The sequence below is a fragment of the Bacillus pumilus genome (assembly GCF_024498355.1).
GTDB lineage: Bacteria > Bacillota > Bacilli > Bacillales > Bacillaceae > Bacillus > Bacillus pumilus_P.
This window is the reverse complement of the sequence record NZ_CP101833.1, coordinates 158672-172014: the sequence shown is the minus strand read 5'-3', so window position 1 is coordinate 172014 and position 13343 is coordinate 158672. Positions and strand designations below refer to the sequence as shown.

At 45.1% G+C, this 13343-nt stretch carries 11 protein-coding genes and 2 rRNA genes; 3 read left to right on the top strand and 10 right to left on the bottom strand.

What is annotated here, in order from left to right:
- Positions 1-18: 18 nt before the first annotated feature.
- Positions 19-2949: ribosomal RNA gene (locus NPA43_RS00975) — 23S ribosomal RNA — on the bottom strand.
- Between the two features lie 182 nt (positions 2950-3131).
- Positions 3132-4680, bottom strand: a 16S ribosomal RNA gene (locus NPA43_RS00970).
- The 16S and 23S rRNA genes sit together here, the layout of an rRNA operon.
- Positions 4681-5056: 376 nt before the next feature.
- Between NPA43_RS00970 and pdaB the strand changes: the two genes are divergently transcribed.
- On the top strand, positions 5057-5821 hold the full coding sequence (gene pdaB / locus NPA43_RS00965; RefSeq protein WP_249705087.1) for a polysaccharide deacetylase family sporulation protein PdaB: 765 nt from the start codon (positions 5057-5059) through the stop codon (positions 5819-5821).
- Here the strand turns inward: pdaB and NPA43_RS00960 are convergent.
- Positions 5814-6416 (bottom strand): KinB-signaling pathway activation protein, encoded by a 603-nt coding sequence (locus NPA43_RS00960; RefSeq protein ID WP_249705086.1) that lies wholly within the window; start codon positions 6414-6416, stop codon positions 5814-5816. The genes pdaB and NPA43_RS00960 overlap by 8 nt on opposite strands.
- A 90-nt stretch (positions 6417-6506) precedes the next feature.
- Here NPA43_RS00960 and gerD point away from each other — a divergent pair, with 90 nt between their 5' ends.
- Positions 6507-7091 carry a spore germination lipoprotein GerD gene (gerD, locus tag NPA43_RS00955; RefSeq protein WP_256499224.1) on the top strand — a complete coding sequence of 195 codons (585 nt, stop codon included), beginning with the start codon at positions 6507-6509 and terminating at the stop codon, positions 7089-7091.
- Between the two features lie 41 nt (positions 7092-7132).
- On the opposite strand, the gene NPA43_RS00950 is transcribed toward gerD, so the two are convergent.
- The 3 genes from NPA43_RS00950 to NPA43_RS00940 form a co-directional block, all read right to left on the bottom strand.
- The gene (locus NPA43_RS00950; protein ID WP_099728174.1) at positions 7133-8191 is read right to left on the bottom strand and encodes an Mrp/NBP35 family ATP-binding protein; all 1059 of its coding nucleotides are present in this window, start codon (positions 8189-8191) and stop codon (positions 7133-7135) included.
- 103 nt (positions 8192-8294) lie between these two features.
- On the bottom strand, positions 8295-9008 hold the full coding sequence (gene cwlD, locus NPA43_RS00945; protein ID WP_099679383.1) for an N-acetylmuramoyl-L-alanine amidase CwlD: 714 nt from the start codon (positions 9006-9008) through the stop codon (positions 8295-8297).
- Between the two features lie 58 nt (positions 9009-9066).
- Complete coding sequence (locus NPA43_RS00940; protein WP_256499223.1) at positions 9067-9510, bottom strand: DUF2521 family protein; 444 nt, start codon at positions 9508-9510, stop codon at positions 9067-9069.
- Between the two features lie 148 nt (positions 9511-9658).
- Between NPA43_RS00940 and NPA43_RS00935 the strand changes: the two genes are divergently transcribed.
- Positions 9659-10228 (top strand): DUF4825 domain-containing protein, encoded by a 570-nt coding sequence (locus NPA43_RS00935; protein ID WP_099728176.1) that lies wholly within the window; start codon positions 9659-9661, stop codon positions 10226-10228.
- A gap of 37 nt (positions 10229-10265) precedes the next feature.
- Here the strand turns inward: NPA43_RS00935 and NPA43_RS00930 are convergent, their stop codons facing one another.
- From NPA43_RS00930 to NPA43_RS00915, 4 genes are all read right to left on the bottom strand, one after another.
- Complete coding sequence (locus NPA43_RS00930) at positions 10266-11345, bottom strand: class A beta-lactamase-related serine hydrolase (protein WP_256499222.1); 1080 nt, start codon at positions 11343-11345, stop codon at positions 10266-10268.
- A gap of 109 nt (positions 11346-11454) precedes the next feature.
- Positions 11455-11928 carry a GNAT family N-acetyltransferase gene (locus NPA43_RS00925; protein ID WP_249705083.1) on the bottom strand — a complete coding sequence of 158 codons (474 nt, stop codon included), beginning with the start codon at positions 11926-11928 and terminating at the stop codon, positions 11455-11457.
- A 31-nt stretch (positions 11929-11959) separates the two neighbouring features.
- Positions 11960-12706: an amidohydrolase family protein gene (locus NPA43_RS00920; protein ID WP_256499221.1), complete on the bottom strand. Its 747-nt coding sequence runs from the start codon at positions 12704-12706 to the stop codon at positions 11960-11962.
- Positions 12707-12804: 98 nt separating this feature from the next.
- Positions 12805-13329 carry a GNAT family N-acetyltransferase gene (locus NPA43_RS00915; RefSeq protein ID WP_256499220.1) on the bottom strand — a complete coding sequence of 175 codons (525 nt, stop codon included), beginning with the start codon at positions 13327-13329 and terminating at the stop codon, positions 12805-12807.
- Positions 13330-13343: the final 14 nt, after the last annotated feature.

Below are 13343 nucleotides of genomic sequence, written 5' to 3'. Positions count from 1 at the left end.
ATGCTTCACATTAGAATATAGGTTAAGTCCTCGATCTATTAGTATCTGTCAGCTCCACGTGTCACCACGCTTCCACCTCAGACCTATCAACCTGATCATCTTTCAGGGATCTTACTTCCTTGCGGAATGGGAAATCTCATCTTGAGGGGGGCTTCATGCTTAGATGCTTTCAGCACTTATCCCGTCCGCACATAGCTACCCAGCGATGCCCTTGGCAGAACAACTGGTACACCAGCGGTGCGTCCATCCCGGTCCTCTCGTACTAAGGACAGCTCCTCTCAAATTTCCTGCGCCCGCGACGGATAGGGACCGAACTGTCTCACGACGTTCTGAACCCAGCTCGCGTACCGCTTTAATGGGCGAACAGCCCAACCCTTGGGACCGACTACAGCCCCAGGATGCGATGAGCCGACATCGAGGTGCCAAACCTCCCCGTCGATGTGGACTCTTGGGGGAGATAAGCCTGTTATCCCCGGGGTAGCTTTTATCCGTTGAGCGATGGCCCTTCCATGCGGAACCACCGGATCACTAAGCCCGACTTTCGTCCCTGCTCGACTTGTAGGTCTCGCAGTCAAGCTCCCTTGTGCCTTTACACTCTGCGAATGATTTCCAACCATTCTGAGGGAACCTTTGGGCGCCTCCGTTACATTTTAGGAGGCGACCGCCCCAGTCAAACTGCCCACCTGACACTGTCTCCCTGCCCGATAAGGGCAGCGGGTTAGAAGGTCAATACAGCCAGGGTAGTATCCCACCGATGCCTCCACCGAAGCTAGCGCTCCGGTTTCCAAGGCTCCTACCTATCCTGTACAAGCTGTACCAACATTCAATATCAGGCTGCAGTAAAGCTCCACGGGGTCTTTCCGTCCTGTCGCGGGTAACCTGCATCTTCACAGGTACTATAATTTCACCGAGTCTCTCGTTGAGACAGTGCCCAGATCGTTGCGCCTTTCGTGCGGGTCGGAACTTACCCGACAAGGAATTTCGCTACCTTAGGACCGTTATAGTTACGGCCGCCGTTTACTGGGGCTTCAATTCGCACCTTCGCTTACGCTAAGCGCTCCTCTTAACCTTCCAGCACCGGGCAGGCGTCAGCCCCTATACTTCGCCTTACGGCTTCGCAGAGACCTGTGTTTTTGCTAAACAGTCGCCTGGGCCTATTCACTGCGGCTTCTCGGGGCTTTAACACCCTAAGAAGCACCCCTTCTCCCGAAGTTACGGGGTCATTTTGCCGAGTTCCTTAACGAGAGTTCTCTCGATCACCTTAGGATTCTCTCCTCGCCTACCTGTGTCGGTTTGCGGTACGGGCACCTCTCACCTCGCTAGAGGCTTTTCTTGGCAGTGTGGAATCAGGAACTTCGCTACTAAATTTCGCTCGCCATCACAGCTCAGCCTTTACGGGAAACGGATTTGCCTATTTCCCAGCCTAACTGCTTGGACGCGGATATCCAATACCGCGCTTACCCTATCCTCCTGCGTCCCCCCATTGCTCAAATGGTGAGGAGGTGGTACAGGAATATCAACCTGTTGTCCATCGCCTACGCCTTTCGGCCTCGGCTTAGGTCCCGACTAACCCTGAGCGGACGAGCCTTCCTCAGGAAACCTTAGGCATTCGGTGGACGGGATTCTCACCCGTCTTTCGCTACTCATACCGGCATTCTCACTTCTAAGCGCTCCACCAGTCCTTCCGGTCTGGCTTCACAGCCCTTAGAACGCTCTCCTACCACTGTTCGTAAGAACAGTCCGCAGCTTCGGTGATACGTTTAGCCCCGGTACATTTTCGGCGCAGAGTCACTCGACCAGTGAGCTATTACGCACTCTTTAAATGGTGGCTGCTTCTAAGCCAACATCCTGGTTGTCTAAGCAACTCCACATCCTTTTCCACTTAACGTATACTTTGGGACCTTAGCTGGCGGTCTGGGCTGTTTCCCTTTCGACTACGGATCTTATCACTCGCAGTCTGACTCCCAAGGATAAGTCATCGGCATTCGGAGTTTGACTGAATTCGGTAACCCGGTAGGGGCCCCTAGTCCAATCAGTGCTCTACCTCCGAGACTCTTACCTTGAGGCTAGCCCTAAAGCTATTTCGGAGAGAACCAGCTATCTCCAGGTTCGATTGGCATTTCACCCCTACCCACACCTCATCCCCGCACTTTTCAACGTGCGTGGGTTCGGGCCTCCATTCAGTGTTACCTGAACTTCACCCTGGACATGGGTAGATCACCTGGTTTCGGGTCTACGACCACGTACTCATGCGCCCTATTCAGACTCGCTTTCGCTGCGGCTCCGCATCTTCTGCTTAACCTTGCACGGGATCGTAACTCGCCGGTTCATTCTACAAAAGGCACGCCATCACCCGTTAACGGGCTCTGACTACTTGTAGGCACACGGTTTCAGGATCTATTTCACTCCCCTTCCGGGGTGCTTTTCACCTTTCCCTCACGGTACTGGTTCACTATCGGTCACTAGGGAGTATTTAGCCTTGGGAGATGGTCCTCCCGGATTCCGACGGAATTTCACGTGTTCCGCCGTACTCAGGATCCACTCTGGAGGGAATGACATTTCAGTTACAGGGCTGTTACCTTCTCTGGCGGGCCTTTCCAGACCTCTTCGCTTATATCATTCCTTTGTAACTCCGTATAGAGTGTCCTACAACCCCAAGAGGCAAGCCTCTTGGTTTGGGCTGTTCCCGTTTCGCTCGCCGCTACTTAGGGAATCGCATTTGCTTTCTCTTCCTCCGGGTACTTAGATGTTTCAGTTCCCCGGGTATGCCTTCTCATACTCTATGTATTCAAGTATGGATACTACTCCATTACGAGCAGTGGGTTTCCCCATTCGGAAATCTCCGGATCAAAGCTTGCTTACAGCTCCCCGAAGCATATCGGTGTTCGTCCCGTCCTTCATCGGCTCCTAGTGCCAAGGCATCCACCGTGCGCCCTTTCTAACTTAACCATTTCTTACTTTAGAAAGAATCACTATGTGTGATGAACTTTGCATTGCATTCAATGTGAATGTATTACTTATTGTTATCTAGTTTTCAAAGAACAATCCTGTCTCGCTAGAGACATGTGTTGAAGGAATGATCCTTCAAAACTAAACAAGACCAAAACGCACACTGCTCCATATATCCTTAGAAAGGAGGTGATCCAGCCGCACCTTCCGATACGGCTACCTTGTTACGACTTCACCCCAATCATCTGCCCCACCTTCGGCGGCTGGCTCCATAAAGGTTACCTCACCGACTTCGGGTGTTGCAAACTCTCGTGGTGTGACGGGCGGTGTGTACAAGGCCCGGGAACGTATTCACCGCGGCATGCTGATCCGCGATTACTAGCGATTCCAGCTTCACGCAGTCGAGTTGCAGACTGCGATCCGAACTGAGAACAGATTTATGGGATTCGCTAAACCTTGCGGTCTCGCAGCCCTTTGTTCTGTCCATTGTAGCACGTGTGTAGCCCAGGTCATAAGGGGCATGATGATTTGACGTCATCCCCACCTTCCTCCGGTTTGTCACCGGCAGTCACCTTAGAGTGCCCAACTAAATGCTGGCAACTAAGATCAAGGGTTGCGCTCGTTGCGGGACTTAACCCAACATCTCACGACACGAGCTGACGACAACCATGCACCACCTGTCACTCTGTCCCCGAAGGGAAAGCCCTATCTCTAGGGTTGTCAGAGGATGTCAAGACCTGGTAAGGTTCTTCGCGTTGCTTCGAATTAAACCACATGCTCCACCGCTTGTGCGGGCCCCCGTCAATTCCTTTGAGTTTCAGTCTTGCGACCGTACTCCCCAGGCGGAGTGCTTAATGCGTTAGCTGCAGCACTAAGGGGCGGAAACCCCCTAACACTTAGCACTCATCGTTTACGGCGTGGACTACCAGGGTATCTAATCCTGTTCGCTCCCCACGCTTTCGCTCCTCAGCGTCAGTTACAGACCAGAGAGTCGCCTTCGCCACTGGTGTTCCTCCACATCTCTACGCATTTCACCGCTACACGTGGAATTCCACTCTCCTCTTCTGCACTCAAGTTTCCCAGTTTCCAATGACCCTCCCCGGTTGAGCCGGGGGCTTTCACATCAGACTTAAGAAACCGCCTGCGAGCCCTTTACGCCCAATAATTCCGGACAACGCTTGCCACCTACGTATTACCGCGGCTGCTGGCACGTAGTTAGCCGTGGCTTTCTGGTTAGGTACCGTCAAGGTGCGAGCAGTTACTCTCGCACTTGTTCTTCCCTAACAACAGAGCTTTACGATCCGAAAACCTTCATCACTCACGCGGCGTTGCTCCGTCAGACTTTCGTCCATTGCGGAAGATTCCCTACTGCTGCCTCCCGTAGGAGTCTGGGCCGTGTCTCAGTCCCAGTGTGGCCGATCACCCTCTCAGGTCGGCTACGCATCGTTGCCTTGGTGAGCCATTACCCCACCAACTAGCTAATGCGCCGCGGGTCCATCTGTAAGTGACAGCCGAAACCGTCTTTCATCCTTGAACCATGCGGTTCAAGGAACTATCCGGTATTAGCTCCGGTTTCCCGGAGTTATCCCAGTCTTACAGGCAGGTTACCCACGTGTTACTCACCCGTCCGCCGCTAACATCCGGGAGCAAGCTCCCTTCTGTCCGCTCGACTTGCATGTATTAGGCACGCCGCCAGCGTTCGTCCTGAGCCAGGATCAAACTCTCCGAAAAAGAACAAAACCGAAGTTTCGTTTTTCGTCAGTTTGACTGACTACCTATGATGTATCATAGGATTTTTTTATAAAAACTCGAATTAACAGGTACGTTTTGTCTTGTTTAGTTTTCAAAGATCATCTTTGCCGTTCTTAGCGGCTTTAATAATATAACATTTCGCTTCATCTTATGTCAACAACTTTTTTCAAGTTTATTTCCCGAAGCGTTTTGTGTTTGTCACTGTGTGTCAGCGACGATTAATAATATATCACGAAAATATTCTATTGGTCAACGCCTTTTCAAAACTTTTTTTGAAATAGTTTTATTGTGCATGTCAAACCCTTGTCCTGCATACAATCAAGTAACAATCTTGGACAAGGCAGGAGTGTTTGAATTGAGTCGATTATATGTGTTGCCTATTAAACGGCTGAAGCAAGTTGTCATTATTCTTGTAGCAGCCCTTGCAGCTGCAACCTTTTTTTATGTACAAAAGGCACCGCCGCTGTCGGTATTTAAAACAGAACATGGACCCCGAGCGATTTATAAAGGAGAGACTTCATCAAAACATACCTCTCTTACTTTTAATATTGGCTGGGGAGATGAGAAGGCCGTTCCTATTTTGAATGTCCTTCGAGAGTACGGTATAAAGAACGCCACTTTCTTTCTGTCTGCTTCTTGGGCTGAACGTCATCCTGATATCGTGAATCGTATTAGAGAGGACGGACACCAAATCGGCAGCCTTGGCTATGCTTATAAAAATTATAGCCAGCTTGAAGAAAGCGAAATCAAGCAGGATCTTGTCAGGGCACAAAATACCTTTCAAAAGCTTGGACTAGATGATATTCAACTATTAAGACCGCCAACTGGACAATTTAATGAAACAGTATTGAAAATTGCAACACAGTACGGCTATTCCGTTGTACATTACAGCATCAACTCACAGGATTGGCTGAACCCGGGCGTCGACCAGATTGTTCAAAATGTAAATGATCGAATGAAAAGCGGAGACATCATTCTCCTTCACGCCTCGGATTCAGCGACCCAAACCGCTCAAGCCTTACCAGCTATTTTGAAACACTTAAAAGAAAAGAATTTAAAGAATGTCACGGTTGGCGAGCTTATCTCTAATACAAAAACAAAGTCAACGGAAGTTAAGTAGCTTTTGCCTTTGAAAACCGTGGCATAGCTAACAGCTGAAACGCATTACAGCTTAATAGCGGGAAAAGCATTAAATACAGCCAGTCCTCTTCATTGACTCTGAGCGCCGGGAACCACTCTAACGACGTGATGACGACCATGAGAAACATTGCGGAAATAAATGTTTTCTTAGAGGACTGCTTCTGTTTATAATAAGCCACGATCAATGCAAACACACCGATAAAGACAGGCAGCCATAAATATGGAAGAAATGATTCATTCTCCCCGAAAAACAGAAATCGCAAATAGGCTAAATCAAACAGTACAAAAATCACAAGAAACAGCTGAATGGTATTCCATAAAGAATGTGACCGGAAAATCTCAAGTGCAAACCGGTGCACAGTTAAGAAGACGACGAATCCCATCTGACTAATCACACTAAAGATCATCCCCACACCAATGAACCAAAACAACACAGATGCGATCTCTAGAATTTCAAACGATACAAACAGCTTCTGATACTTCCCCCACTCCAGCGCAAAGCCTACCACGCTTGTCATGACCGCTCCAACAGCTAGCACTGAGAAGAAAAAACGAACTAAATCCCGACTTTTCATTGAATTGATCCAACCCCTATTTTTGTTATGTATAAATTCACGTGAAACATTCATATTAAAAGTAAGACATGTAACGAAAGGAGCCACAGTATGTCAAAAGGCATCTTGCGTATAATGAGCTGTTTTCTTCTTTTATCTCTAACAGCTTGTGCTCCCAAAACCCAATCCTCATCTAATATGGACTATGACGAAACAAAGAAAATGGTCGTCGATATTTTGAAGACAGATGACGGTAAAAAGGCCATTCAACAGTTATTAAATGACGAGGCAATGAATGAAGCTTTGGTAATGGATGAACAAACTGTGAAAAAAACGATAGAGAAAACACTGACTTCTGATAAAGGCAAAGAGTTCTGGAAGAAGGTCTTTGAGGATTCTAAATTTGCCGAGACTTTCGCAAAATCCATGCAGCAACAGCATGAAAAGATGTTAAAACAGTTAATGAAGGACCCTGACTATCAACAGCTGATGATGGATATTCTCAAGGATCCTGAGATGGAAAAGAAATACGGTGAACTGGTCAAAAGCAAAGAGTTCAGAAAGCACTTAGAAAAAGTCATTACAGAAACATTAAGCAGCCCTCTTTATAAGAAGAAATTCGAAGATGAGCTGAAAAAGGCAGCAGCTGAAAGCAGCAGTGATTCCGGTTCACAAGACCAAGGAAGCGGCAGTTAAAAATCATCACCCGAGTGGCATAAGATCCACTCGGGCTTTCATTATGCTTTTACTGCTAATTGTTCAATCACTCGATTGGCAATGTGTTGATACACTTCTCCTGTCGGATGACTCGCCTCATAGACAGACGGCGCAAAATCATTTTCATTCCAATCAGGCTGTCTTAAAGGAATTTGGCCAAGGACCGACACACGCAGCTCTTCAGCCAGCTTGTCCCCGCCGCCTTTTCCAAAGACATATTCTTTTTCACCAGTTTTTTTGCTTTGGTAATAGCTCATATTCTCAACGACCCCAAGCACCTCGTGATCTGTTTGCAGTGCCATTGCACCTGCTCTAGCAGCAACGAAAGCAGCCGTTGGATGGGGTGTTGTCACAATGATCTCCTTACAGCTTGGAAGCATTGTATGAATATCCAGCGCCACATCTCCCGTTCCAGGTGGAAGATCTAATAATAAGTAATCTAATTCTCCCCACTCGACTTCGTGGAAGAAGTTATTTAACATTTTACCAAGCATCGGCCCTCTCCAAATGACCGGTGCATTTTCTTCAACAAAAAAGCCCATTGAAATCACTTTGACGCCAAAGCGTTCCACAGGTATAATTTTTTCCCCTTTAACCGTTGGTCTGACGGTAATCCCCATCATATCCGGTACACTAAAGCCGTAAATATCAGCATCAATCAGTCCGACTTTTTTCCCTAGACGAGCCAGTGCTACAGCAAGGTTGACGGAAACCGTTGATTTCCCAACGCCACCCTTTCCACTCGCAATCGCTAAGAATACAGGCGGATTTTTAGAGTTGAGCAGGTTTTCTTCCTCATCTTGTGATGGCATAAACTTTTCAAGCGTTTCCTGAGGCAGTTCTTCAAAACGAAGTCCTACTGTATTAGCGCCTGCCGCTTTTAAGGCTTGTACGATTTCTTGCTGCAGCTTCATCTGCTCAGCAGTGCCTGTTTTAGCAATGGCCACTTTTAAGCTTACATGCTCTTTTTCAGGCTTTAGGCTGATTTCCTTGATGGCATCCAGCTCACCAAGCGGTATATGAAGGAAAGGTTCGTCCATCTTCCCAACTAGTTTTCTCACATCATCTTGTCCGATCATAGCAGAACCTCACCCTTTATTGAATTCGTTTACAATCCAAGTATATCATACATATCCTTACAATGTCTGTCCTGTTTGCCTGCGATCAAAAGGAAAAAGCCCCTTATTCAGGCGGCTCTTTTTGCTCTGTTAAATATCTCAGAATTCCTTTATAAATGGAGGCAGCAATTTGATCCTGATACTTAGGTGTTGCCAGCTGACTAGCCTCCTTCGGATTAGAGAGGAAACCGACTTCTACAAGGGCTCCTGGCTTCGTGACATTTTGCATTAAATAAATGCCGTTAATCCGCTTCGCTTTTCGATCTGTGTTTTCGAGGTTGTTGCGCAATTCATCTTGAATGAACTTCGCTGCCTTTTCATTCTCTTCATACTTTCCGTAAAAAAACGTTTGCGCCCCGCTCCATTTGTTCGATGGAATCGCATTTAAATGAATGCTTAAATAGAGATCCGCTTCAGACTCATTGATGGCTTTCACACGGTTTCTCAAATCCTCCGCTTTCTTACGGGCATATCCCTTTGTATTCTTTGATGATAGATCAGAATCATCCTCCCGGGTCATGAGAACAAGCGCTCCCTGCTCCTGCAAATAGTCACGTATCTTCATGGACACATCCAGTGCAATCTCTTTTTCAAGCAGCTCTCCACCTACAGCCCCGCCATCTGGACCGCCGTGACCCGGATCTAAATAGATGATCTTCCCACTTAGAGGCAAATTCCACGATTTCCATGAATCATCATTTAGAAATTGAAATCTGAATAAGAATAAGAGGACAATAAACCCAATTAAAAACCCTGTCCACTTCAGCTTTCTTTTCATCCCTGTCCCTCCCATACACCATTATTTTATAGATATGGGACAAGGGCTGGAAATATGCTTAGTGCAGCCGAAGCTTGTGTCTTTTTTCTGATTCTCGAAAGCCTTCCTGCCACCACATGTTTAAAAACTCTTTGGCAAATGGATACAGACATGACGTCTTTCGCTCCATTCGGAACATATTTCCCCACGATTGCAAACAACCAGTCAACTCCTCAATCAGCTCATCATCCTCCTGGGATGACCGCTTCTTAATATTATCGAACGATTCACCGTACTTACTTAACTCACCGTATCTTCCACCGGCTAAAAAAGCTTCAATTGCGAAATCAATACAGCCGTCACTCATCATACCGGCTGGATCATCAGCAAACGGAAACAGCTTCTTCGTGAATTTCTCCGAAGCGGCCGTCACCTTTTGAAGAGACAATGTACGCAACAGCTTCTTTTCAAGCGCGACATCTCGTTTTGTTTTCAATTGATAAAATGAAAGCACTTCTGCCATGGACTGAACTCCTTTTTTCTTTGTATTGTTCGTTGCTTTGAACAAAACATGCAGTTCAGTAAATGGAAAATCAGTGGTCAACCTGAATGGAAAATTGTGATAAAATGGGCTTTTGATTATAGAAAGAATGGTAAAGGGGCAAAAATAAATGAAGAAATGGATGTATATCCTGCTGCTATTGACAGTCATTCTATCCGCATGCAGCAGTCAAGCCGCCGAGAAAGAGAGCGACATCGAAGGAATAGAAGACATATCCTTAAAACAGCTCTCCAAGCACAAAAACACGTATCTTGGTGACAACTCAGCAATTCACGAAATTTTATCAAACCTTCCTGGAGGCGTGATTCGAGAATTTGAAATCGTCGATGGAAAAGCATTAAAAGTGACATATGGGGTAAAAGAGAATGCCGATTACACCGAAAAACAATTTGACGCATACTGGTTTGATCAAAAGGACACAATTGAAAAAACGTATTTATACAATGCAATCGCACTTTTTATTCTTGTCGATAACGTAGAGCAGGTAACCCTCAAGATGAACTCAAGTGACGAGCCTTCCGTCACGTTCAAAAGACAGCAGCTAGAAAAAAAGCTTCCTCACTCTTTTAAATCGTACAAAGACGATACAGCACTTTGGCAGAAGGAGCTTGTAGATGGAGTTGTGAAGTCGAAAGAAAAACGCCAAGATGTATACAACACGTTTCCAATGCAGAAATAATAAAACAGAGGGGAATCTCCCTCTGTTTTTTTGATGATTATGTAGTGAAAGCTTGAATCAATCGTTGTCGAAAACTTTGATCCACTGCTGCAGTAAGCATAAATTCATTGAATACTCCCCCAATCCAGTGAGAATGATTCGCTTTCGGATCATTGATAAAAAGAGAAATGGATATCGATGATGTATCCGTTTTTCGATATAAAGCAGCTGTGAAAACAAACAATGTTGAACCGCCTTTATACCAAAGATATTGATCTTTTTCCGTCTTCAATGTTTCTCCCAGCACAATTTGACTAAAAAGACTCTTTTCTTCTTTTGTTAACAGCTCATCATGCAGACGTTTCATAAAATGTGCATATTCATTGGTTGTAGACTTTGTCATCTTTTGCGTCAGTAATGATTGAATACGCCAGCTTAATAAGTTCTTTTTCTTCATTTTTTCTTCTAACGCCTTTTTTTGCTCTGGGTCATTTTTCATGATATTAAAAATCTCAATCATCAGAGATTTGTATTGTTCTTGGGATACACCGCTCATTTGCTTTAATGCATCCCGCCGATGATCAGATACATAGGATGACCACAAAAGCTTTGGGGTAACTGGCATGAGTTCATCATGTTCTGTAAGACCTGCTTGTTTCATCCGATCATTGATCTTCTCTAAGCCCAGCCGGTCAATCAAATAATCCGTACAAGCATTCGAACTGACTTGCATCATCCCTTTGGCGACATCTAATAAAGTCACATGCTCAGAAAAATCATTGACCTCCAGCCAGTATGTGTGTGCACCACCGTCTGTTCTATCAATATAAAACCGCTCTACATCAGACAACGCCACTTTTTCATCTAGCTTGATGTCGCCGCTGGATACAGCTTTGACAAAATGAAATAAAACCACTAATTTCATTGTACTTGCAAGTGGCGTTTTTTGATCAGCATTCCACTCTAACACCACATCATCATTTTCAATAATTGTCACTGATACGTCCTTTTTGTTTTTTGTGACAAATGTCAAAAGATCTTCCTTCGTTTTCTTCATATCTCTTTTATACAGCAAGATTTGAATGACCACGTAAAGTATGACCACACTTAGGACAACTAGACCGATTTTGAGTAACATTTTTCTCCTTTCCAAATAACAGAGGATTTACACAATAAATATAACAAATATTTGAAATGAAGGCACAAAAAAACAAAGGCTTGTGAATCCCTTTGCTTTTTTGGTGTATTTATTGACGAAGAAGATGCAGCTTCATCCCATCATGCGTAGCTTCAAACCCCAACTTTTCGTAAAAACGGCGTGCATCTGGTCTCTGTTTGTCTGTTGTCAGTTGAATCATATGACAGCCGCGGTCGCTTGCGCGTTGAATGGCCCATTTTATGAGCAGCGTGCCGACTCCTTTCCCTCTATGGGTCGAAGCCGTACGAACTCCTTCTATTGATGCTCTCCAACCTCCTTGATGTGTAAGAAATGGCGTCATGGTTAACTGGAGAACACCAACTGCTTCTTCCTGATCACACGCAACAATGAGTTCAATATTTGGATCTGCATCTATAGAATGAAAGGCTTTCATATAGCTTTCTAATAATGGGCGAGTGTAACGCTCTCTTTTTTGACCTAACATGTCATCTGAAAGCATGAAGACGATCTTGTCAAGATCTTCCCGCGTGGCTTCTCTACAAGTCAGTTGACTTAAATCCAATGAACACACCTCCTATGAAATGAAGTGGAACTCATTGACCAAAATACCAATGATGTGCGTTCTTATATAAGATTTGATCAGATGCTTTTTCATCAAAAAGCTGTTGAATCAACTCAACATCACCGTATTCAAATGGACGCTTCGCCCTTGTGGATGGAAGGTCTGTACCAAACATCAGTGCATCAGGGTTCGTTTGATAGATAGACGTCAATGCATGTTCAACGTTTAAATCGACACGCCCAAAACCTGTTGCTTTCACACGAACTCCTTTTTCAACCAGCTTTAGCAAATGTGGCAAGCCTTTTTCCGATAAGCCTAAATGATCAATCGAAACGACCGGCAGCTTTTCAAGCGTAGATGAGATGTCAGGGAGATGCTTAGCGTCTATGTAAATCTCACTATGCCATCCCGCCAGCTCATACACCCTTCTCGCAAAATAATCGAGCTTCGAAATATCCTCCGAACCGCCTCGCTTCACGTTAAAACGTAGCGCCTTTACCCCATGTTGATCCAATCGAACAATTTCATCATCGGTCACCGTATACGGCAATTGAGTCACGCCGCAAAAAGCCGTCCCCATTTCACCTAGCGCTTTCAATAAATAGCCTTGGTCAAATCCCTGAAATGACCCCGAAACAATCGCTCCACCTAAAATCCCCAAATCAGCCGTCTCTCTTCTATAATCATTCACCACATAACTAGGCGGTGTATACCCTTGGTTTTCTTGAATGGGAAAATCATAGTCAATGATATGAAAATGTGCATCAAAGATCCTCATGCTCGGCGCCCCTCTTCTGCTTAGTTGACCTGATTATATCAATTTAAAAAGCCAGAGAATATTTAGGATGATGAATCACTTCATATGATGAAAACTTATCAATCCTTCTTTGCGTGCCATTCCTCTTGTAAGATGGCATAGTAAAATTCATCCCACCACTCATTTCCTTGGGGTATACACTTTTTAAAATAACCCTCTCTTCTCATCCCCAATTTTTCCATCACTCTCCACGAAGGGATATTTTCAGGCTGACAAGTGGCGATGATCCTATGTAAATTCATTATTTTAAATCCATGATTTAATACGGAATAAGCCGCTTCAGATGCATAGCCTTTGTTTTGGTATTTAGGATTGAAGACCCACCCAATTTCATATGTGTGATCACCAAAGTATGGATGGAACACCATATGTCCGATGCATGTATGATCTTCTTTTAATAGGACAGCGAAATTCTTAGCATTTTCATGACTATTATTTTTGACAAATTTCTTTGCATCTTCCTTAGAGAATACGCCTTCCGGAATATACTTCATAACAGTTGCATCAGATGTATATGCATAAACATCCTGCCAATCATCATAAGTAAATCTACGAATGAGACACCTTTCTGTTGTTAGATTCATATGACATCCTCCAT

Excerpts from the sequence above, each read along its gene's own strand:
- NPA43_RS00960 (WP_249705086.1), bottom strand. The coding sequence starts at position 6,416 with ATGAAAAGTCGGGATTTAGTTCGTTTTTTCTTCTCAGTGCTAGCTGTT.
- gerD (WP_256499224.1), top strand. The coding sequence starts at position 6,507 with ATGTCAAAAGGCATCTTGCGTATAATGAGCTGTTTTCTTCTTTTATCT.
- NPA43_RS00950 (WP_099728174.1), bottom strand. The coding sequence starts at position 8,191 with ATGATCGGACAAGATGATGTGAGAAAACTAGTTGGGAAGATGGACGAA.
- cwlD (WP_099679383.1), bottom strand. The coding sequence starts at position 9,008 with ATGAAAAGAAAGCTGAAGTGGACAGGGTTTTTAATTGGGTTTATTGTC.
- NPA43_RS00940 (WP_256499223.1), bottom strand. The coding sequence starts at position 9,510 with ATGGCAGAAGTGCTTTCATTTTATCAATTGAAAACAAAACGAGATGTC.
- NPA43_RS00935 (WP_099728176.1), top strand. The coding sequence starts at position 9,659 with ATGAAGAAATGGATGTATATCCTGCTGCTATTGACAGTCATTCTATCC.
- NPA43_RS00930 (WP_256499222.1), bottom strand. The coding sequence starts at position 11,345 with ATGTTACTCAAAATCGGTCTAGTTGTCCTAAGTGTGGTCATACTTTAC.
- NPA43_RS00920 (WP_256499221.1), bottom strand. The coding sequence starts at position 12,706 with ATGAGGATCTTTGATGCACATTTTCATATCATTGACTATGATTTTCCC.
- NPA43_RS00915 (WP_256499220.1), bottom strand. The coding sequence starts at position 13,329 with ATGAATCTAACAACAGAAAGGTGTCTCATTCGTAGATTTACTTATGAT.